The organism is Pigmentiphaga soli, assembly GCF_039541095.1.
In the GTDB taxonomy this organism is placed as follows: domain Bacteria; phylum Pseudomonadota; class Gammaproteobacteria; order Burkholderiales; family Burkholderiaceae_B; genus Pigmentiphaga; species Pigmentiphaga soli.
In genome coordinates, this window is sequence record NZ_BAABFO010000004.1 from 26,528 (window position 1) to 44,510 (window position 17,983).

The 17,983-nt window shown below is 69.0% G+C and carries 17 protein-coding genes; 11 read left to right on the forward strand and 6 right to left on the reverse strand.

Translation table 11 applies throughout. From position 1 onward, the window contains the following. Positions 1 to 77: 77 nt before the first annotated feature. Entirely contained in the window at positions 78 to 1,133 is a 1,056-nt protein-coding gene (locus ABD927_RS05065) for a LacI family DNA-binding transcriptional regulator (RefSeq protein ID WP_345246981.1), read from the forward strand. Between the two features lie 6 nt (positions 1,134 to 1,139). On the opposite strand, the gene ABD927_RS05070 is transcribed toward ABD927_RS05065, so the two are convergent. Both ABD927_RS05070 and ABD927_RS05075 read right to left on the reverse strand, forming a co-directional pair. Then, positions 1,140 to 2,501 carry an MmgE/PrpD family protein gene (locus tag ABD927_RS05070; protein ID WP_345246983.1) on the reverse strand — a complete coding sequence of 454 codons (1,362 nt, stop codon included), beginning with the start codon at positions 2,499 to 2,501 and terminating at the stop codon, positions 1,140 to 1,142. Between the two features lie 104 nt (positions 2,502 to 2,605). Further along, positions 2,606 to 2,809 (reverse strand): isochorismatase family protein, encoded by a 204-nt coding sequence (locus ABD927_RS05075; RefSeq protein ID WP_345246985.1) that lies wholly within the window; start codon positions 2,807 to 2,809, stop codon positions 2,606 to 2,608. Positions 2,810 to 2,910: 101 nt separating this feature from the next. Here ABD927_RS05075 and ABD927_RS05080 point away from each other — a divergent pair, with 101 nt between their 5' ends. Continuing rightward, positions 2,911 to 3,267: an acetate--CoA ligase family protein gene (locus ABD927_RS05080; protein ID WP_345246988.1), complete on the forward strand. Its 357-nt coding sequence runs from the start codon at positions 2,911 to 2,913 to the stop codon at positions 3,265 to 3,267. Positions 3,268 to 3,345: 78 nt separating this feature from the next. On the opposite strand, the gene ABD927_RS05085 is transcribed toward ABD927_RS05080, so the two are convergent. From ABD927_RS05085 to ABD927_RS05095, 3 genes are all read right to left on the reverse strand, one after another. Beyond that, positions 3,346 to 4,833 (reverse strand): tripartite tricarboxylate transporter permease, encoded by a 1,488-nt coding sequence (locus ABD927_RS05085; protein ID WP_345246990.1) that lies wholly within the window; start codon positions 4,831 to 4,833, stop codon positions 3,346 to 3,348. Between the two features lie 138 nt (positions 4,834 to 4,971). Then, entirely contained in the window at positions 4,972 to 5,460 is a 489-nt protein-coding gene (locus ABD927_RS05090; protein WP_345246992.1) for a tripartite tricarboxylate transporter TctB family protein, read from the reverse strand. 95 nt (positions 5,461 to 5,555) lie between these two features. Then, positions 5,556 to 6,509: a tripartite tricarboxylate transporter substrate binding protein gene (locus ABD927_RS05095; RefSeq protein ID WP_345246994.1), complete on the reverse strand. Its 954-nt coding sequence runs from the start codon at positions 6,507 to 6,509 to the stop codon at positions 5,556 to 5,558. A gap of 266 nt (positions 6,510 to 6,775) precedes the next feature. Between ABD927_RS05095 and ABD927_RS05100 the strand changes: the two genes are divergently transcribed. Genes ABD927_RS05100 through ABD927_RS05110 form a run of 3 tightly spaced genes read left to right on the forward strand, consistent with a single transcriptional unit; the run spans position 6,776 to position 10,826 of the window. After that, positions 6,776 to 8,086, forward strand: coding sequence for a cytochrome c (locus ABD927_RS05100; RefSeq protein ID WP_425570183.1), 1,311 nt, complete (start codon positions 6,776 to 6,778; stop codon positions 8,084 to 8,086). Further along, positions 8,083 to 8,553 (forward strand): (2Fe-2S)-binding protein, encoded by a 471-nt coding sequence (locus ABD927_RS05105; RefSeq protein ID WP_345246998.1) that lies wholly within the window; start codon positions 8,083 to 8,085, stop codon positions 8,551 to 8,553. The genes ABD927_RS05100 and ABD927_RS05105 overlap by 4 nt, the downstream gene beginning before the upstream one ends. Beyond that, positions 8,550 to 10,826 carry a xanthine dehydrogenase family protein molybdopterin-binding subunit gene (locus ABD927_RS05110; RefSeq protein ID WP_345247000.1) on the forward strand — a complete coding sequence of 759 codons (2,277 nt, stop codon included), beginning with the start codon at positions 8,550 to 8,552 and terminating at the stop codon, positions 10,824 to 10,826. The genes ABD927_RS05105 and ABD927_RS05110 overlap by 4 nt, the downstream gene beginning before the upstream one ends. 39 nt (positions 10,827 to 10,865) lie before the next feature. On the opposite strand, the gene ABD927_RS05115 is transcribed toward ABD927_RS05110, so the two are convergent. After that, positions 10,866 to 11,900 carry a TauD/TfdA family dioxygenase gene (locus tag ABD927_RS05115; protein WP_345247002.1) on the reverse strand — a complete coding sequence of 345 codons (1,035 nt, stop codon included), beginning with the start codon at positions 11,898 to 11,900 and terminating at the stop codon, positions 10,866 to 10,868. Positions 11,901 to 12,087: 187 nt separating this feature from the next. Here ABD927_RS05115 and ABD927_RS05120 point away from each other — a divergent pair, with 187 nt between their 5' ends. The 6 genes from ABD927_RS05120 (at position 12,088) to ABD927_RS05145 (ending at position 17,967) form a co-directional block, all read left to right on the forward strand. Continuing rightward, a complete protein-coding gene (locus tag ABD927_RS05120) occupies positions 12,088 to 12,804 on the forward strand; it encodes an IclR family transcriptional regulator (protein ID WP_345247004.1) in 717 nt (238 codons plus the stop codon). 217 nt (positions 12,805 to 13,021) lie between these two features. Next, complete coding sequence (locus ABD927_RS05125) at positions 13,022 to 14,062, forward strand: Ldh family oxidoreductase (RefSeq protein ID WP_345247006.1); 1,041 nt, start codon at positions 13,022 to 13,024, stop codon at positions 14,060 to 14,062. A gap of 87 nt (positions 14,063 to 14,149) precedes the next feature. Beyond that, a complete protein-coding gene (locus ABD927_RS05130) occupies positions 14,150 to 15,205 on the forward strand; it encodes a ketopantoate reductase family protein (RefSeq protein ID WP_345247008.1) in 1,056 nt (351 codons plus the stop codon). Beyond that, positions 15,202 to 16,218 carry a Bug family tripartite tricarboxylate transporter substrate binding protein gene (locus ABD927_RS05135; protein WP_345247011.1) on the forward strand — a complete coding sequence of 339 codons (1,017 nt, stop codon included), beginning with the start codon at positions 15,202 to 15,204 and terminating at the stop codon, positions 16,216 to 16,218. Before ABD927_RS05130 ends, ABD927_RS05135 begins: the two co-directional genes overlap by 4 nt. 38 nt (positions 16,219 to 16,256) lie before the next feature. Further along, complete coding sequence (locus tag ABD927_RS05140; protein WP_345247013.1) at positions 16,257 to 17,096, forward strand: amidohydrolase family protein; 840 nt, start codon at positions 16,257 to 16,259, stop codon at positions 17,094 to 17,096. 16 nt (positions 17,097 to 17,112) lie between these two features. Then, complete coding sequence (locus ABD927_RS05145) at positions 17,113 to 17,967, forward strand: isocitrate lyase/PEP mutase family protein (protein ID WP_345247015.1); 855 nt, start codon at positions 17,113 to 17,115, stop codon at positions 17,965 to 17,967. Positions 17,968 to 17,983 lie beyond the last annotated feature (16 nt).

Sequence of the window (17,983 nt, forward strand, 5' to 3'; positions counted from 1 at the left end):
AAAAACGCCGCTCGATGAAACGTCACCAAGGGCGGCCGGCACCTTCGCCACGCCGCCTGCCACCCACGGCCGACACCATGCCGAAGACAGGCTCCAAGCCGCCGGCGGCGCCGCACGCCGCCGTCACGATGCGCGACGTCGCCCGCGAGGCCGGCGTTTCGGTCGGCACCGTGTCGCGCGTGGTGAATAAGAACCCGGCCGTCAAGGCGCGCATCCGCGAACAGGTGCAAGCAGCGATCGCGCGCACCGGCTGGCAGCCCAACGCCGTGGCCCAGAGCATGCGCACCGCGTCGACCAAGACCATCGGCTGCGTGCTGCCCGACATCGGCAACCCGCTGTTCGCGGCCATCGCCAAATCGGCCGAAGAAGAACTGCGCCGGCACGGCTATGCCTTCATCCTCGCCAACAGCAACGGCGACGCCGACCACGAGATGGAGCTACTGACGCTGCTGCTGCAGCGGCGCGTGGACGGCCTGCTGTTCGCGCCCTCCGACGAGTACGACCCGCGCATGACGGGCATCGTCCGCGGCACGCGGGTGCCCACCGTGCTGGTCGAACGCGAGCTGCCCGAGGAATGCGATCACGTCGTGTCGGACCAGCGCAATGGCGTCCGGCAGGCGGCCGACCATCTCATTTCGCTGGGCCACCGGCGCATCGCGCTGGTCACCGGAGAACCGAAAATCCGGCCGGGGCGCGAGCGCTACCGCGGCTTCGCCGAGGCCTTCGAAAGCGCCGGACTGCCCATCGATCCCGCGCTGCTGCGGCTGGAGAGCCTGACGGTGGCCTACGCCTACCAGGAAGTGCACCGGCTGATGGCGCTGAAAGAACCCCCCACCGGCATCATCATGGGAGGCAACATGATGCTGACCGGCGCGCTGCGCGCGTTCGCGCTCAAGGGCGTGCGCGTGCCGCAGGACGTGTCGGTCGTGGCCGTGGGCGATACCGATCTGGCCGAGCTGGCGTCGCCGCCGATCACCGCCGTGCGCTGGAACCTGGAAGCGATGGGACGCGAAGCGGCGGTGGCGCTGATCAACCGCGTCGCCGCCGGCGGCGCGGCCGCTCCGCCGGAGCCGCAGCACGTCATCCTGCCGACCGAGATCGTGCTGCGGCGGTCCTGCGCGATAAAGAGCTAGGCCCCTCTACGCGCTCATTTTCAGATCGCGGGCCGAGGAAGTGGCTTCCAGCTTCCATAGCTGGTCGAACAGCGCCGCGGCCGCCGGCCGGCCCAGGCAACGGGCGGCGCAGTCGAGGAATTTGGCGCGCAGTTCGGCGGCGCTCAGGGGGCGTTCCCAGCTGCCCTTGGGGCGGGCGACGGGATCGGCGCGCAGTTCGCGGCCGGATTTCAGCGTCACCGTGACCTGGTCGGCGGGCGCGTAGGGCTGGTCCCAGCCCTGCGCCACTTCGGCCGTGGTGGTGTAGCGCACGCGGCGCATCAGGTCGCGTACGTCATCCCGGCGGACGAAATCGTCGCTCAGTTCGGCCAGGCCGACGCGGCGTGCGACCAGCGCGGCGGCCATCGCGAATTCGAGGCTGAACTTGGCTTCCAGCCCGGTCTGCGGGAAATGGTTGCGCAGCATCAGCATCTGCGTTTCGCCGATGTGGACGTGCACCGCTTCGACGTCGCCGGGCGCGATGGCGTGGGCTTCGGCCAAGTCCAACAGGGCGTCGATCGAACGATGGGTGGCATAGCAGATCGGATAGCGCTTGACGCATACACCCAGCGCCGGCATCCGCCATTCGGCGCCGAGGCCGAAATCGCGGTCTGCCACGTCGGGGGTGCGCGACGGCGAATGCGCCTGCATGAAGCCACTGCGGTGCTCCAGCGCGTCGGGCGATGCGGTATAACCGGCCTGCGCCAGGCGCGCCGCCAGCAGGCCCGACTGCGCGGCGCGGCCGGCATGCAGGGACTTGGTCATCGACCCGAAATTGGCCACCAGCCCCGAAGCCAGCGACGAACTGATCGCCAGCGCGGTCGCGGCCCGCGCAGCATCGAGCCGCAGCAGGCGCGCGCAGGCCGCGGCGGCGGCGATGGTGCCCACTAACGGCGTGGGATGGAAGCCGAGATCGTGCACCGCGCCCGGCTCCAGCCGGTACAGCAACGCCCAGACCTCGTAGCCGGCCACGTAGGCGGTCAGCAGGTCGCGGCCGCTGCTTTGCTGCGCCCAGCCCTCGGCCAGGATGGCCGGGACCAGCACGGCGCTGGGATGGGCGGACAGCGCCACGTCGTCGTAGTCCAGCACGTGGGCCGCCACGCCGTTGATCAGCGCCGCGTCGGACGCCGCCACGCGGCGGCCGGACGGCAGCAGCGGCGCGGCGTCGGCGCGGGAGGAATCGGACACCATGGAAGCGACGATGCCGGGCCCCGGCTCGGCGGCGCCGGCCAGCATCACGCCGACGCAATCGGCCGTCCCGATGCGGGCCGCCTCGATGCATGCCGGCGGCAGGTCTTCATAGCGCAACGATACGGCGAATGCGCCGGCCTGCCGGGTCAATCCTTCCATGCTTGCCTCCTCGATGATGGGCGGCAAGATAGCGTCCGCGGCATGCAGTGTCAATGAATCGTTTCATTTTTGGCCGGGATGAAGCGGCCAACTGACGGACGGGACTATGGCTCTGCGCCGGCCCCGCCCGCCAGCGAAGCGATGAAGGCGTCGGCCGATGTCACGGTGCCGAACAGCGGCAGGATCTTCTCCATCTCGAAACGATGCAGGGCCTCATCCGGGCTGGCGCAGCAGTCTTCCAACACCTGCACGCGAAAACCGCAGTCGTCCGCGTAGCGGGCGGTACTGTGTAGCGTGCGGCTGGGCATCCGCGGCCGCGCCGCGCTGGCCGAAGCCTATGCCGGCCTGTGCGCCGACGTATTGGCTCACGTGCCGCAGGCTCGCATCGAAGGCGTGCTGGCGACGCCGGATGGCGCAGCGCGGCACCGAGGTCATCGTGGGCGTGACGCGCGACTGCCAGTATGGCCTGGTCATCATGTTCGGGCTCGGCGGCGTCTTCGTGGAGGTCATACGCGACGTCGTGTTCCGCGCGCTGCCGCTGGCGCCCGCCGATGCGCAGGAGATGATCGGGCAATTGCGCTATAAGGCCGTGCTCGACGGTGTGCGGGGAGCGCCGGCAGTGGACCGGCGCATGCTGCGCGACCTGCTGCTGGCGGTGCCGGCCTTCGCCATGGCCCACACGGAGATCGCCGAGATCGACCCGAACCCGGTCATCGCAACCGGCAGCAGCTACGCCATCGCGGATGCCCGCATGACGCTGGCCTAACGCGCCGGCCAGCACGGTCGGGGCCGCCCCGTCCGGCGGGGCAAGCGGCCGGCAGGGCCGACGGCCGGTCCGCCGCGGCTACGCGTTGGCGCGCAGCCTGCGCAGCAGCCCCGGCAGGAACAGCACCGCCAGCGCCAGCACCACCAGGCAGATCGACAGCGGGCTGGACACCAGGATCATCGGGTTGCCTTCGCCGATCGACAGCGCGCGCCGCAGCTGCGTTTCGGCGTCGGGCCCGAGGATCAGGCCGATCAGCACCGGCGCGATCGGGAAATCGTAGACCCGCATCACATAGCCTATCAGCCCGATCAGCACCATCAGCAGCAGGTCGACCCACGAGGTGCCCACGCCCCAGATGCCCACCAGCGCGAACACCAGGATGCCGCCGTACAGGTACGGCCGCGGGATCAGCAGCAGCCGCACCCACAGCCCCACCAGGGGCAGGTTCAGCACCAGCAGCATCAGGTTGCCCACGTACAGCGACGCGATCAGGCCCCACACCAGGTCGGCGCTGTTGACGAACAGGAAGGGCCCCGGCTGCAGCCCGTAGCTCTGGAACGCCGCCAGCAGCACCGCCGCCGTGGCCGAGGTGGGCAGGCCCAGCGTCAGCAGCGGCACCAGCACGCCGGCGGCGGCCGAATTGTTGGCGGCTTCCGGCCCGGCCACGCCCTCGATCGCGCCGCTGCCGAATTCGTCCTTGTGGCGGGTGAGGCGGCGCTCGATGGTGTACGACAGGAAGGTGGGCACCTCGGTGCCGCCGGCCGGCAGCGCCCCGATCGGAAAGCCGATCGCGGTGCCGCGCAGCCATGGCTTCCACGACCGCTTCCAGTCCTCCTTGCTCATCCAGGTGCCGCCCGACAGCGGATTGACCACCGGCGGCTCGTTCATGTAGCGGCTGGCCACGTACAGGATCTCGCCCACCGCGAAGATGGACACCAGCACGACGGTGATGTCGATGCCGTCGAGCAGGTCGGGCGAGCCGAAGGCCAGCCGCGCCTGGCCCGACGGCCCATCGATGCCCACCACGCCCAGCGCCAGCCCGATGAACAGCGCGATGAAGCCGCGCACGCGCGAAGTGCCCAGCACCACCGACACAGAGGTGAAGGCCAGCAGCATCAGCGCGAAGTAGTCGGCCGGCCCGAACAGAAAGGCCAGCTCGGCGATGGCGGGCGCGAGGAAGGTCAGCGCCAGCGTGGCCAGCGTGCCGGCCACGAACGAACCGATGGCCGAAGTGGCCAGCGCCGCCGCGCCGCGCCCGGCGCGCGCCATCTTGTTGCCCTCCAGCGCGGTCATCATGGAACCGCTTTCGCCCGGCGTATTGAGCAGGATGGAAGTGGTGGAGCCGCCGTACATGGCCCCGTACAGGATGCCGGCGAACATGATGAAGGCGGCCGTGGGCGCGATCTTCACGGTAACCGGCAGCAGCAGCGCGATGGTCAGCGCCGGCCCGATGCCGGGCAGCACGCCGATGGCCGTGCCCAGCATCGAGCCGACGAAGGCCCACATCAGGTTGATCGGCTGCAGCGCGACGCCGAACCCCGCCATCAAGGAATGCAAGGCTTCCATATACCAATGCCTCTCAGGCGCCGCTCACAGCGCACAAAACGTCGACCATGCCCCGCCTCATCCAGAGTGCCGCGGATCCGGCTCCGCCGGTCCGCCAGCGCCGCCCCTGGGGGACGCGCGAAGCGCGCAGGGGGGGCCTCATATTCCCAGTAAGGGCAGCGCGCCGCCCAACGTTACGCCGAGCGCGCTGAAGCCGGCCCAGCAAATGGCGCCCAGCACCAGGCCGATCGCGCAATCCAGCAGCAGCCGCCGCGAGCCGAAGGCGCGGGTGACCAGCGCGAAGGCCAGCATGGCGGTGAGCGGGAACCCCAGCGGCCGCATCGTCAGCAGCGGCACCGCGGCCCCCGCCGCGGCATACAGGAAGGCGCGCGTGGACGGCGGCGCGCCGGCCTGTGCGCCCTCGGCGTCCTGTGGCTCGAACGATTCGCCGCGCGCCATCTGCGCGACCAGCACCAGGCCCAGCACGATCAGCGCCAGCCCGACGATCTCCACGAAGGCCCCCGGCCCCACGCCGGCATAGCCGCCGGCCGAAGGCAACGTGAACCCCTGCTGCAGCCAGACCGCGCCGATCGCGATCACGGCCAGCCCCAGCCACCAGGGACGGCGGCGGTGCGTCTGTTCGGACATCGGTTGTCCTCCCGTTGTTTGAACCCCCGGGAGCCGCCGTTGCGGCCGGCTCCTCCCCGAACGGCGGCGGGGCCGCCGCCGCTCCGATCGTGCGCTTACTTGACCAGCCCCAACTCCTGCAGCACCTGCTGCTGGCTCTTCTTCTCGGCGTCGAGGAACTTGGCGAAATCGTCGCCGGCCAGGTAGGCGTCGGCCCAGCCATGGTCGGCGAGGGCCTTCTTCCATTGCGGCGAATCGTGCAGCTTCTGGAAGCGATCGAGCCACATGGCCTTGCCCTTGGCGCTCATGCCGGGCGCGCCGATGATGCCGCGCCAGTTGCCGATCACCACATTGACGCCGGCTTCTTTCAGCGTGGGAGCGTCCACGCCGGGCAGCCGCTTCTCGGACGTGACGGCGATGATGCGCAGGCGTTTCTGGTCGGCATAGGGCTTGAATTCCGACAGCCCCGACAGCGCCAGCTTGATCTGGCCGCTGACCAGCAGCGGCACCAGCTCGGCGCCGCTCGGGTAGGGAATGTAGTTCAGCTTGTTGGGCGCCACGCCGGCGCTCTTGGCGATCAGGCCGGCCGCCACCTGGTCGGTGCCGCCGACCGAGCCGCCGCCGATCGGCAGCGCGCCGGGGTTGGCGCGCAGCGCCTTCAGAACGTCGTCGACCGTCTTGATCGGCGAATTCATCGGCACCGCCAGCACGTCGGCGTCGTCCATCAGGCGCACCAGCGGCGTGACGGTGTCTAGGTTGACCGGCGATTTGTTCAGGATGATGCCGCCGATCAGGATGGCGCCCATCGACATGATGGCGTTGTCGTCGTTCTTGCTCGTGTTGATGAATTCGGCCAGCCCGATGGTGCCGCCCGCCCCGCCCTTGTTGGTGACCTGGAAGCCGTCGGTGAAGATGCCGGCCTGTTGCATCACCTGCAGCGGCACGCGCGCCGCGGCGTCGTACCCGCCGCCCGGCCCGCCCGGTGCCATGACCTTGGCCGGCGCGGCCATGACCGCGAGCGGCGCCGCCGCAAGAGCGAAGGTGGCGAGGAACTGTCTGATGCTACGCATGGTGTCTCCTTGGTTGCGGGGTACGGCAATGACGTGGGATGCGCGAGCCTTTTCTTTTTTCTGATACTAGACAACTTTTGGTCGATACGCCACGAAATCGGCTTGCCTCGGGCCATCGGCGGCATGGCAGGCGGCGCGAGCCGCCGAAAAGGACTGTTACCTTGCCTGTCGCCGATTTGCGGACAAACTCCCGCCGTCGTGGGCCTATTTGTCAACTGGCCGGGCTTAGAATTCGGGGACTGACCATGGCCCGCCGAGGTAATCGGATGACGAGAAAGAAAGCAATGGCGACCACCATCGTGGTCGTGCTGGTCCTGCTGGGCGTAGCGGCCTGTGCCGCCGCCTGGCGGCCGGCCATCGAGGAAACGCAGTCCCCGCCGCCGGCCGACTCGTTCGACCAGGCAACGCTTGCGCGCGGCATGCAGGTGGCCGCCATCGGCGACTGCACCTCCTGCCACACGGCGCCGCACGGCAAGCCGTTCGCCGGCGGGCTGCCGATCGGCACGCCGTTCGGCACCATCTACAGCACCAACATCACGCCCGATCCGGACACCGGCATCGGCAAGTGGTCGCTCGAAGCCTTCACGCGCGCCATGCGGCGCGGCGTGTCGCGCGACGGCCACCTGCTGTACCCCGCCTTCCCGTATCCGCACTTCACCCACATGAGCGACGACGACATCAAGGCGGTCTACGCCTACATGATGACGCGCGACCCGGTGCACGCGGAGCCGCCGGCCAACTCGCTGCGCTTCCCGTTCGGCTTCCGGCCGCTGGTGGCCGGCTGGAACCTGCTGTTCCTGCGCGACGGCGACCTGCCGGCCGCGCCTTCGCCGGAGCTGGCGCAGGACGCGCAATGGCTGCGCGGCCGCTATCTGGTGGAAGGCGCCGGGCACTGCGCGTCCTGTCACACGCCGATGAACGCCTTCGGCGCCGAGAAAACGGACCAGGCCTTCGCCGGCGGCTTCATCGACGGCTGGGACGTGCCGCCGCTGAATGCCCTGTCGCGCACGCCCCGTCCCTGGACCGCCGCACAACTGTCGTCCTATCTGCGCACCGGGCTGGCCAGCGAACACGGCGCGGCCGCCGGGCCGATGCTGCCGGTCACCCGCCAGCTGGCCGACCTGCCCGAAGCCGACGCGCAAGCTATCGCCGCCTACCTGCTCTCGCTCGACCCGCACGCCGGCGCCGCCCCCGCGCCGCAGCCGGCGGCGGCCGACGCCGAGGCCGGCGCCGACCAGGGCAGCCTGCAGCGCGGCGCCACGCTGTTCACCGCGGCCTGCGCGTCGTGCCACGCCGAACATGCGCCGATGGCGGCGATCGGCGGCCGGCCCTCGCTGGCGCTGAGCACCGCCGTCAATGCCGACAGCCCGCGCAACGTAATCCACCTGATCCTGGGCGGCATCCCGTTCGAAGGATCGAACAGCGCGCACTACATGCCGCCGTTTTCCACCATGCTCACCGACGGCCAGATCGCCGACGTGGCGACCTATCTGCGCGTGCGGGTAGCCGGCCGGCCCGCCTGGAACGGGCTGCAGGACACGGTGGCAGGCATCAGAAAGGAAGGCCAATCGCAATGATCACCCTGAACGTCAATGGCACCGCGCACACGCTCGACGTCGACCCGTCGATGCCGCTGCTGTACGCGCTGCGCAATCATCTCCAGCTCAACGCCGCCAAGTACGGCTGCGGCCTCGGCCAATGCGGGGCCTGTACCGTCATCGTCGGCAAGGAGCCGGTGTTCTCCTGCCTGCTGCCGGTGTCGGCCGTGGGCGACCGCCCGGTACGCACGGTGGAAGGCCTGGGCTCGGCCGAACGGCCGGGCGCCCTGCAGAAAGCCTTCATCGACAAACAGGCGGCGCAGTGCGGCTACTGCATCGCCGGCATGATCATGCGCGCGCAGGCCCTGCTCGACCGCAACGCCTCGCCCAGCGAGGAAGAAATCCGCGCGCAGCTGGAACCGAACCTGTGCCGCTGCGGCACCCACATGCGCATCATCGCGGCCGTCAAGGAAGTGGCGGGCGCGACGCCGGGAGCGCAATCATGAACGCGCCCGAACGCTCGCTCGCTTCCGCCGCGCAAACCGGCAAACCGGCCGACGCCGGCCGGCGCCGCTTCCTGGCGGCCGGCGCCATCACGGTCGGCTTCACCCTGCTGCCGGCCGCGCGCCTGTACGCCGCCGAGGCTGCCCAAGGCCCGAAGCTGCCCGGCAGCCTCAACACCAACCCCATGCTCGACGCCTGGATCCGGCTCGACGCGCAAGGCAAGCTCACGGTCTACACCGGCAAGGCGGAACTGGGCACCGGCGTGCGCACCGCGCTGCTGCAGATCGCCGCCGAAGAGCTCGACGTCGACCCGTCGGCCATCCATTTCGTCACCGCCGACACCCAGCTGACGCCGAACGAAGGCTATACCGCCGGCAGCCATACGATCGCCGACAGCGGCACCGCGCTGCTGAACGCCGCCGCCCAGGTGCGCGCGCTGCTGCTGCAGGCCGCCGCCGCCCGCCTGGGCGTGGACGCCGACACGCTGAAGATCGACAACGGCTTCATCGTGGCCGGCGACGGCCGCAGCCTGCGCTACGGCGAGGCGGTCGACGGCCTCGACCTGCACCGCCCCGCGGCGCCGGTCTCGACGCTCAAGGATCCGGCCTCCCACAAGGTGATCGGCAAGCCCATGCAGCGCCTCGACATTCCCGGCAAGGTCACCGGCGGCGCCAGCTACGTGCAGGACATGCGCCTGCCCGGCATGGTGCACGCGCGCGCGGTGCGGCCGCCGTCGTACGGCGCGCGGCTGACCGGCGTCGATAGCGCGCGGGTAGAGGCCATGCCGGGCGTGGTCAAGGTGGTGCGCGACGGCAGCTACCTCGCGGTGGTGGCCGAAGACGAATGGCAGGCCATCCAGGCCATGCGCGAACTGGCCGCCTCCGCCACCTGGGAAGAAACCAACACCATGCCGGCGCCGGACCAGATCCACGCCGCGCTGATGAAGATGCCGGCGCGGGAGATCGCCGTGGCCGACCAGCCCGGGCCCGCCGGCGGCGCGGCGCGCACCCTGCACGCGCGCTATACCAAGCCCTACCTGGTGCACGGCTCGATCGGTCCGTCCTGCTCGGTGGCGCTGTTCGAGAACGACCGCCTGACGGTATGGACGCATACCCAGGGCGTGTTCCCGCTGCGCGCCGGCCTGGCCGAAATGCTGTCGATGCCGCCGGAGAACATCCGCTGCGTCCACGTGGAAGGCTCCGGCTGCTACGGCCACAACGCCGCCGACGACGTGGCCGCCGACGCCGCGCTGATCGCGCGCGCGGTGCCGGGCCGGCCGGTGCGCATGCAATGGATGCGCGAGCAGGAACACACCTGGGAACCCTTCGGCCCGGCCATGGTGACCGACGTCAAGGCCTCGCTCGACGCCGACGGCAAGGTCATCGACTGGCAGTACGAGATCTGGAGCAATTCGCACAACCAGCGCATCGACAACGCCGGCCGCCTGATGCCCACCTGGGCCCTGGAACATCCCTTCACGCCGGCGCCGCCAAAGCCGATCCCGATGCCCGAAGGCGGCGGCGACCGCAACAGCATCCCGCTGTACGACTTCGCCGGCGTGCGCGTGCAACACCATTTCATTCCCGACATGCCGCTGCGGGTATCGGCCATGCGGTCGCTGGGCGCCTACCACAATATTTTCACCATCGAGAGCTTCATGGACGAGCTGGCGCGCGCGGCCAATGCCGATCCGGTGGAGTTCCGCCTGCGCCATCTCGGCAACCCGCGCGGCCGCGACGTGATCGCCCTGGCGGCCGAGAAATTCGGCTGGAAAGACCGCGGCAAGCGGCCGCCCGGGCATGGCATCGGCTTTTCGTTCGCGCAGTACAAGAACCTGATGGCCTTCCTGGCCATCGCGATGGAAATCGCGGTTGAGCGCGAAAGCGGCAGGGTCCGCATCGGGCGCGTGGTGGCGGCCTGCGACTGCGGGCAGATCGTCAACCCCGACGGCGTGCGCAATCAGATCGAAGGCGGCATCCTGCAATCGACCAGCTGGACCCTGTACGAACAGTTGCAATACGACACGCGCCGGATCACGAGCTACGATTGGAGCGGGTATCCGATCATGCGGTTCTCGGACGTCCCGGCCACGGTGGAAGTGCACCTGATCGACCGCCCGGGCGCGCCCTTCCTCGGCGCCGGCGAGGCATCGCAAGGGCCGGCCTCGGCGGCGCTGGGCAATGCCATCGCCGACGCCATCGGAGTACGCCTGCGCGACCTGCCGCTGGCCGCCGGCCGCCGGCTGCGCGAAGCGGCCCGGCCAAGCGCGGCCTAGCGGTGGAGATTCGACAGGTTGTACGCAGGAATCATCCGATCAGCGTACAGCCTCGCGCGACAGCCCCACCTCTTCCGGCGTCGGTACCCCCAGGCGGGCGGTACCGGGGCCGAAGCGGTCGGCGAACTCGGGCGCCAGCGGCCGGTGGTCGGTGCGCAGCCACAACCGCAACAGGTGGCGCTTGCGGTCTTCGTCCTCATGGTCGACGAAGGCGGTCCGCGAATGGACGATCACGTGGTTGTTGAGGAACTGCATGTCGCCCGGTTCAAGTTCCATTTCGTAGCATAGATCCGGGGCCGTGGCCTGCGCGTCGAAGAAGTCCAGCGCGGCCGTCTGCTGCGGCGTGGCGGGCCGGCCTGACTTGACGAAGCCGGGTTCGATGGCGTTGCGCAGGTAGCGGCAGCTCAGCTTGCCGCCCTCTTCACTGAACACGGGAATGGGGTGGTCCGAGATCTCCGGCCGGCCGGGCAGGTGCTCGCCCTTCAGATCGTAGTAGAAGCCGTCGAACAGCGCAGGCAGGAGGTCGGGCCGCTGCGCCACGAAGCGGTTGAAGATCGAAGTGGAGCTGGTGATCCGGCTCAGTCCCCCGCTGCGCGCCGCCCGCAGGCACAGCAAGCCCACCACATCGCAATTGTCGGTATGGAAGTTCAGCTTGGCCGACGTGTTGTAGCCGCGCGTGCCATGGCCGTATTTGACCCCTTCGTCCCGCACATGCCCCAGCAGGTGGGCGCGCACGTTCTGGTGCACGGGCCGGCCCAGGTGGCAGCCCATTCCCCAGAAGATGCGGGCGGCGTCCTCCTTGGAATATTCGAGTACCGGCAAGCCCCGCACGACCGCCATGCCCACGCCTTCCTCCACCTGCGCGGACACCGCTCGCAGCATGTCGGCCAGGCGCCCCAGCGGGAAGTTCTCCTTGCGGATGTCGGTAACGGGCAATTGCCTTACGGCGGCCAGTGCCTGTTCCAGCTCATTCATCGCCTCCGGGTCGAGGCGGAAAAGCCAGGACTGGTCCGCCTCGAGCGTGGCGGGAATCCATGCGCTCGCGTCCGTGACCTGCGTCGTTCTGGTGCCCACGATAAGTCTCCTCTTTGATGTACCGCCGCGCGCCGGCGGCCGGCGTATCCGCGCTTTCGGATCTGGTTTTTCTTTTTCATAATATCATTATGAAAAGGGATCGCAAGCGCTCCGAGGCAGAGGCTCGTCCGGGGCCTCCGGTATACTTCCTGCGACCCAGACCCCGTGGATTCCCCCAAGAGCGCCCATGCCCAGAGCCCCCGTTGACCGCTCCGTCGCCGCGGCGGAACGAACGCTCAACATCCTCAGCGCGTTCATAGATTGCGGCGGCGTGGCTACGCTTCCGGAACTCGAGGCCAGGACAGGCCTGTTCAAGAGCGTGATCTGCCGCTACCTGATTTCACTGGAACGCCATCGCTATGCGCTCAAGCGTGCCGACGGCAAATACCAGCTGGGCCCCGCCGCGGTACGCCTGGGCAAGGCCTACGAACATGCGTTCGATCTGTCCGGCCATGTGCTGCCCGTCCTGCAGATGCTGTCCGACAAAATCGGCGAAAGCGCCTCCTACTACATCCGCGAAAAAGACCGGCGCCTGTGCCTGTACCGCATCGAGTCGGCGCGCTCGCTCCGGGTCGGCATGCGCCAGGGCAGCCTCGCGCCGCTGGACGACACGGCGACCGGCCAGGTATTCCGCCGGTATGCCGACGCGCGCCCGGGCCGCGCCGAGGGCGGAGCGCAAGCCGTGCTGACGAGCTCGATCAATGTCGGCGGCGATGAAATCTCGTCGGTATCGGCGCCGGTCTTCGGCGCCGACGACCGGCTGGCGGGTGCCCTGACGGTTTCCGGGCCGATGTCCCGCTTCGATCCGCGCACCAACGCCAAGGCACGCTCCCTGCTGCTGCGGGCCGCGGCCGAACTGAGCGAACGGTTCGGCGCTGCCGCCGCCGACTCCACCGACCGCTGATCTTCCGTCGCACGCCGCCTTGCGCGGGGTGGCTGCGCGCGTGCACGCGACTTCGCCTGCCGTTTGTCTAGAGCTCAACGGGTCTTGAACTTAAATCGATTGCTCGACGTTTGGGCCAACCCTACGCTACGCCGGTACGAAACAACAGGCGTGGCGCGGCGTGGCACACGCCTCCGATACAAGGAGACGACCGTTGAGACGAATTCGGAAAGAACAGTTGGCAAGCCTGGTCCAGGCCCTGTTCGAGGCGGGCGGCACACCGCCCGCACGGGCCGCGATCGTGGCGCGACACCTCGTCGGCGCCAATCTGGCGGGACATGAATCGCACGGCATCATCAGGGTGCCCGATTATCTGGACCGGGTGAAGCGCGGCCACATCGTTCCCGGCGCCGAGTGGAAGATCGATCGCGAGACGCCTTCCACGCTGGTCGTCGACGGCGGCTGGGGCTTCGGCTACGTGGTGACGGAAGAAGTCACCGCGCGTCTGATAGAAAAGGCCAGGACGACCCAGGTCGCCGCGGCCACCGTCTACCGCCAGGGCCACATCGGCCGCCTGGCCGGCTACACGCTGCAGGCCGCCCGCGCGGGCATGATCGGCCTGATCACGGCGGACTCCGGCCGTTCTCCCAAACAGGTGGCGCCTTTCGGCGGCGCCGAATCGCGGCTCGGCACCAACCCCATCTCCATCGCCGTGCCCTCGGACCTTGACGGGCCGCTATTCATCGACATCGCCACCTCCGCCGTCGCCGGCGGCAAGGTATCGCTTGCGCTGGCGCGGGGGCAGTCCATTCCGCTCGGCTGGGTCGTCGACAGCGACGGTAACCAGACCACGGATCCGGCCCGGCTGAAGAAAGGCGGATCGCTGCTGCCGCTGGGCGGGCCCGAGGGGCACAAGGGCTACGGCCTGGCCGTCATCGTCGAGGTCCTGTGCGGCCTGTTGACGGGATTGGGGTTCGGCGTCGAGCCGACCGGCAAGCACAACGATGGGTGCTTCGTCGCCGTGTTCAACGTCGAGGCCTTCCGTCCGCTGCACACCTTCACCCGCGAAGTGGCCGACTTCGCGCGCTACCTCAAGGCGACGAAACCGGCGCAGGGCTTCGACGAAGTCCTGTATCCGGGCGAGCTGGAGCACCGCGCGCAAACCGACCGGGAAGCCAACGGCGTTCCGGTTGACGACAAGCTTTATGAGCGGCTCGCGAATGTGTCGCAGGAGTACGGGCTGGCCGGCCGCTTCGAACGGCTCGAAGCCGTCGCCTAGGAGAGACTCCCGCCGCGGAGTCCCATAGCGGCGCCGCGGCGGGCAGATGGGCGCACATAGACGCACACACCAAGGAAGGAGACTTGCATGAAGCGTATCGTCATCGTCGGCGCCGGCGCCGTGGGTTCACACATCGGCGCGCTGCTGACGAAACACGACCAAGACATCACGCTGCTCGACTACTGGCACGAGCACGTCGAGGCCATCCGCCGGGAAGGCGTCCGGCTTTCCGGCATGAGCGAAGCGGACAGCCAGACCATCAGGGTCAATGCCATGCACATGGCCGAGGCGGCGCAGCTTGCGCACCAGAAGCCGGTCGACATCGCCATCGTCGCCACCAAGTCCTACGACACGGAGTGGGCAACGATGATGATCCGGCCCTACCTGGCGGCCGACGGCTTCGTCGTGTCGCTGCAGAACTGCATCAACGAAGAACGCATCGCCGGCATCGTCGGCTGGGGGCGCACGGTGGGCTGCATCGCCGCCCGCATCTCGGTCGAGCTGTACGCCCCCGGCCAGGTCCGGCGGCAGGCGCCCACGGGCGCGGCCCACCATACGGTATTCCGCGTGGGCGAGATCCACGGCCGCGTGACGCCGCGCGTCAGCCGGCTGGCCGAGCTGCTTTCCCTTGTCGACACCGCCAAGGTCACCACCAATCTGTGGGGCGAACGCTGGGCCAAGCTGAGCCACAACGCCATGCGCAACGGCGTCGCCGCCGTCACCGGCATGCGGGGCAACGATATCGATGGCGACGAAGCCGTCCGCCGCTTCACCATCATGCTGGGCGCGGAGGCGGTCCAGGTCGGCCAGGCCCTGGGATACGAGCTGGAAAAAGTCGGCAAGATCGACCCGCGCACGCTCGCCCGGGCCGATACCGACGCCCAGGCCTACCAGGCCGTCGAAGACCTGCTGGTCAAGGAGCGGACCGACAGGGTGCGCGGCGATCTGCAGCGGCCGTCGACCGGCCAGGACATCCTCAAGGGTCGGCGCACCGAAATCGAGTTCATCAACGGCTACGTTGCCGACCAGGGCAGGCGCCTGGGCATTGCCACCCCCTACAACGAAAAGGTCACTCGCCTTGTCAACGAAGTGGAGCGCGGCACGATCCAGCCGGACCCCCGCCATATAAAGGAGATCGCATGATGCATGCCCCCATCGCGCAACCGTCCCGGCCCGGCCGGCGGCCGGCCTTGCCTGCCCGCCGCATGCTGGCGCTGGCCCTAGGCGCCGCCGCATGCGCCGGCGCGCACGCCGGCGATGACTATCCCAGCCACGCCATCACCATCGTTTCACCTTTCGCCGCCGGCGGCACCGGCGACATCGTCGCGCGCCTCACCGCCAAGGCCCTCTACGCCGAACTCAAGCAGTCCGTGATCGTCGAGAACCGCGCCGGGGCCGGCGGCGTGGTCGGCGCCTCTTTCGTGGCGAAATCGCGGCCTGACGGCTATACGCTCATCATGCACACGACCTCGTCCGCCGTGCTGAACGGCCTGCTGCACAAGAACCTGCCGTACGACGCGAAGAACGATTTCATCCCGGTGGGGCTGATCGGCACGCAGCCGGAGATCCTGCTGACCAGCGGCGCGACGCCCGCCGCCGACATCAAGTCCTTCATCGCTTTGGCAAAGAAGAACGGACCGCTCAACTTCGGCTCGTCCGGCGTGGGCGGCATCATGCACCTGTCGTCGGTGCACTTCGCCACGGCGGCGGGAATCGACGCCGTCCACATCCCCTATCGCGGCGAGAGCGAGGCGATCAACTCGCTGATAAGCGGACAGACCCAGTTCCAGTCCGGCTCGCTGGTATCGACCATGCCGCTCATCAAGCAAGGCGCGCTGCGCGTGCTGTGCATCATGTCGACGAAGCGCTCGGACATGATCCCCGATACGCCTACCTGCCCGGAAGCCGGCCTGCCCTCCCTGCTCTCCACCAACTGGCACGCTCTGTTCGCCCCCAAGGGCACGCCCGCCGATGTCGTCGCCAAGCTGAGCGACGCGGTGGCGCGCGTGACCAGGAACGCGGGCTTCTCGGACCAGATCACGAAACTGGGATTCTCCGTGCAGACCATGAGCTCGGACCAGCTCGCCACATACCGCGACGAAGAAATCGAGCGCTGGAAAGCCGTGGTCCAGGCCGCCCGGCTGGAGGCCCAATAGTGGGCGCCCCGGCAGAAGAACGCGCAGGCGCAGCGCGGATGCCGCTACGCATCGTCGACGCCCAGGTCCACATCTGGGCGCCGGACAACCCGAAGCGGCCCTGGCCGCCGGAAGTCAGGGACCGCGTCCACCGCCCCGTCCCGATCACCGCGGAAAGCCTGCTCGCCGAGATGGAAGAGGCCGGCGTGGAACGGGCGGTCCTGGTGCCGCCCTCATGGGAGGGCGACCGCAACGATGTTTGCCTGGCGGCCTCGCGAAAATACCCGGACCGCTACGCCACCATGGGGAGGATCAGCCTGACCGACCCGGAGAGCCCCGCGCGCGTGGCGCGCGCGCACGACGAGCCGGGCCTGCTCGGCTTCCGCTTCACCTTCAACACCGACCGCTCCCGGCCCTGGCTGGTCGACGGCACCGCCGACTGGCTGTGGCCGGCCGCCGAAAAGGCCGGCGTGCCGCTGATGATCCTGCCGCCGGGCGCCCTCGGCGCGGTGAAAAGAATCGTCCAACGCCATCCCGGGCTCAAGCTGACCATCGACCACATGGCGATAGTCCGCGCCAACCGGGACGATGCCGCGTTCGGCCACCTCGACGAACTCCTGGCGCTGGCCCGCTACCCGAACGTCTCGGTCAAGGCGACCTGCCTGCCCGAATACTCGACCGAACCCTATCCGTTCCGCGGCATGCACAAATACGTGCAGCGCGTGGTCGAGACCTTCGGGCCCGAACGGGTGTTCTGGGGGACCGACATGTCGCGCTCGCCGATCAGCTACCGCCGGAACGTCACCCTGTTCACCGAAGAAATGCCCTTCCTGGACGACCGCGCCAGGCGACTGATAATGGGCCAGGCCATTTGCGATTGGCTGGATTGGCCACTTTGACCGTAGGAACCCCACAATGAAATTTCAGGAACAACGCCGGCGCTTCCGCGAGCTCTTGGCCGGCGGCCGCTGCCATTTCGCCGGCCCCATGCACGACCCGGTCAGCGCCATGGCCGCCTCCCAGCTCGGCTTCGAATGCGGCATGCTGCCGGGGTCGATCGCCTCGCTCTCGGTGCTGGGCGCGCCCGACGTCACCGTCATCACGCTGCCGGAACTCGCCGAGCAGGCGCGCCGCATCTGCCGGGCGACCGGCATCCCGCTCATCGTCGACGCCGATCACGGCTACGGCAACGCCCTCAACGTCCAGCGTACCGTGCAGGAACTCGAGAACGCCGGCGTCTCGGCGATCACCATCGAAGACACGGCGCTGCCACGGCCCTACGGCCAGACGGCGAAAACCACGCTGATCCCGCTGGCTGAAGGCGTGGGCAAGATGCGCGCCGCGCTCGCCGCGCGCCGCGATCCCGGCCTGGTCATCGTCGGCCGCACCAGCGCGGTCGCCGCCACGGACGTGGCGGACGCCCTCGAACGCGTACTGGCCTACGAAGCGGCCGGCGTCGACATGGTCTTCCTGGCCGGCCTGAAGCGCTGGGCCGATCTCGAAGCGATCGCCGGCAAGGTGTCGGTGCCCATCATGCTCGGCTCGGTCCCGCCGGATTTCGGCGACGCCGAGCGGCTGGGAGCGGCCGGCGTTCGCGTCTCGCTGATCGGCCACAAGCCTTACATGGCCTCGGTGAAGGCGCTCATCGACACCCTGCGCCTCCTGCGCGAGGATCCGCGCGCCGCCGCGTCCGTCATCGCCCCGGCCGAATTCGAGCAGATCATCGGCAAGCGCGCCTATGCCGAAGCGGCCGCGTCATTCCTCCAATAAGCCGCTCCGGCGCAGT

Bases quoted from the DNA above. Each gene is read 5' to 3' on its own strand.
- ABD927_RS05065 (WP_345246981.1), top strand. From the start codon at position 78: ATGCCGAAGACAGGCTCCAAGCCGCCGGCGGCGCCGCACGCCGCCGTC.
- ABD927_RS05070 (WP_345246983.1), bottom strand. From the start codon at position 2,501: ATGGAAGGATTGACCCGGCAGGCCGGCGCATTCGCCGTATCGTTGCGC.
- ABD927_RS05075 (WP_345246985.1), bottom strand. From the start codon at position 2,809: ATGCCCAGCCGCACGCTACACAGTACCGCCCGCTACGCGGACGACTGC.
- ABD927_RS05080 (WP_345246988.1), top strand. From the start codon at position 2,911: ATGGCGCAGCGCGGCACCGAGGTCATCGTGGGCGTGACGCGCGACTGC.
- ABD927_RS05085 (WP_345246990.1), bottom strand. From the start codon at position 4,833: ATGGAAGCCTTGCATTCCTTGATGGCGGGGTTCGGCGTCGCGCTGCAG.
- ABD927_RS05090 (WP_345246992.1), bottom strand. From the start codon at position 5,460: ATGTCCGAACAGACGCACCGCCGCCGTCCCTGGTGGCTGGGGCTGGCC.
- ABD927_RS05095 (WP_345246994.1), bottom strand. From the start codon at position 6,509: ATGCGTAGCATCAGACAGTTCCTCGCCACCTTCGCTCTTGCGGCGGCG.
- ABD927_RS05100 (WP_425570183.1), top strand. From the start codon at position 6,776: ATGACGAGAAAGAAAGCAATGGCGACCACCATCGTGGTCGTGCTGGTC.
- ABD927_RS05105 (WP_345246998.1), top strand. From the start codon at position 8,083: ATGATCACCCTGAACGTCAATGGCACCGCGCACACGCTCGACGTCGAC.
- ABD927_RS05110 (WP_345247000.1), top strand. From the start codon at position 8,550: ATGAACGCGCCCGAACGCTCGCTCGCTTCCGCCGCGCAAACCGGCAAA.
- ABD927_RS05120 (WP_345247004.1), top strand. From the start codon at position 12,088: ATGCCCAGAGCCCCCGTTGACCGCTCCGTCGCCGCGGCGGAACGAACG.
- ABD927_RS05130 (WP_345247008.1), top strand. From the start codon at position 14,150: ATGAAGCGTATCGTCATCGTCGGCGCCGGCGCCGTGGGTTCACACATC.
- ABD927_RS05135 (WP_345247011.1), top strand. From the start codon at position 15,202: ATGATGCATGCCCCCATCGCGCAACCGTCCCGGCCCGGCCGGCGGCCG.
- ABD927_RS05140 (WP_345247013.1), top strand. From the start codon at position 16,257: ATGCCGCTACGCATCGTCGACGCCCAGGTCCACATCTGGGCGCCGGAC.
- ABD927_RS05145 (WP_345247015.1), top strand. From the start codon at position 17,113: ATGAAATTTCAGGAACAACGCCGGCGCTTCCGCGAGCTCTTGGCCGGC.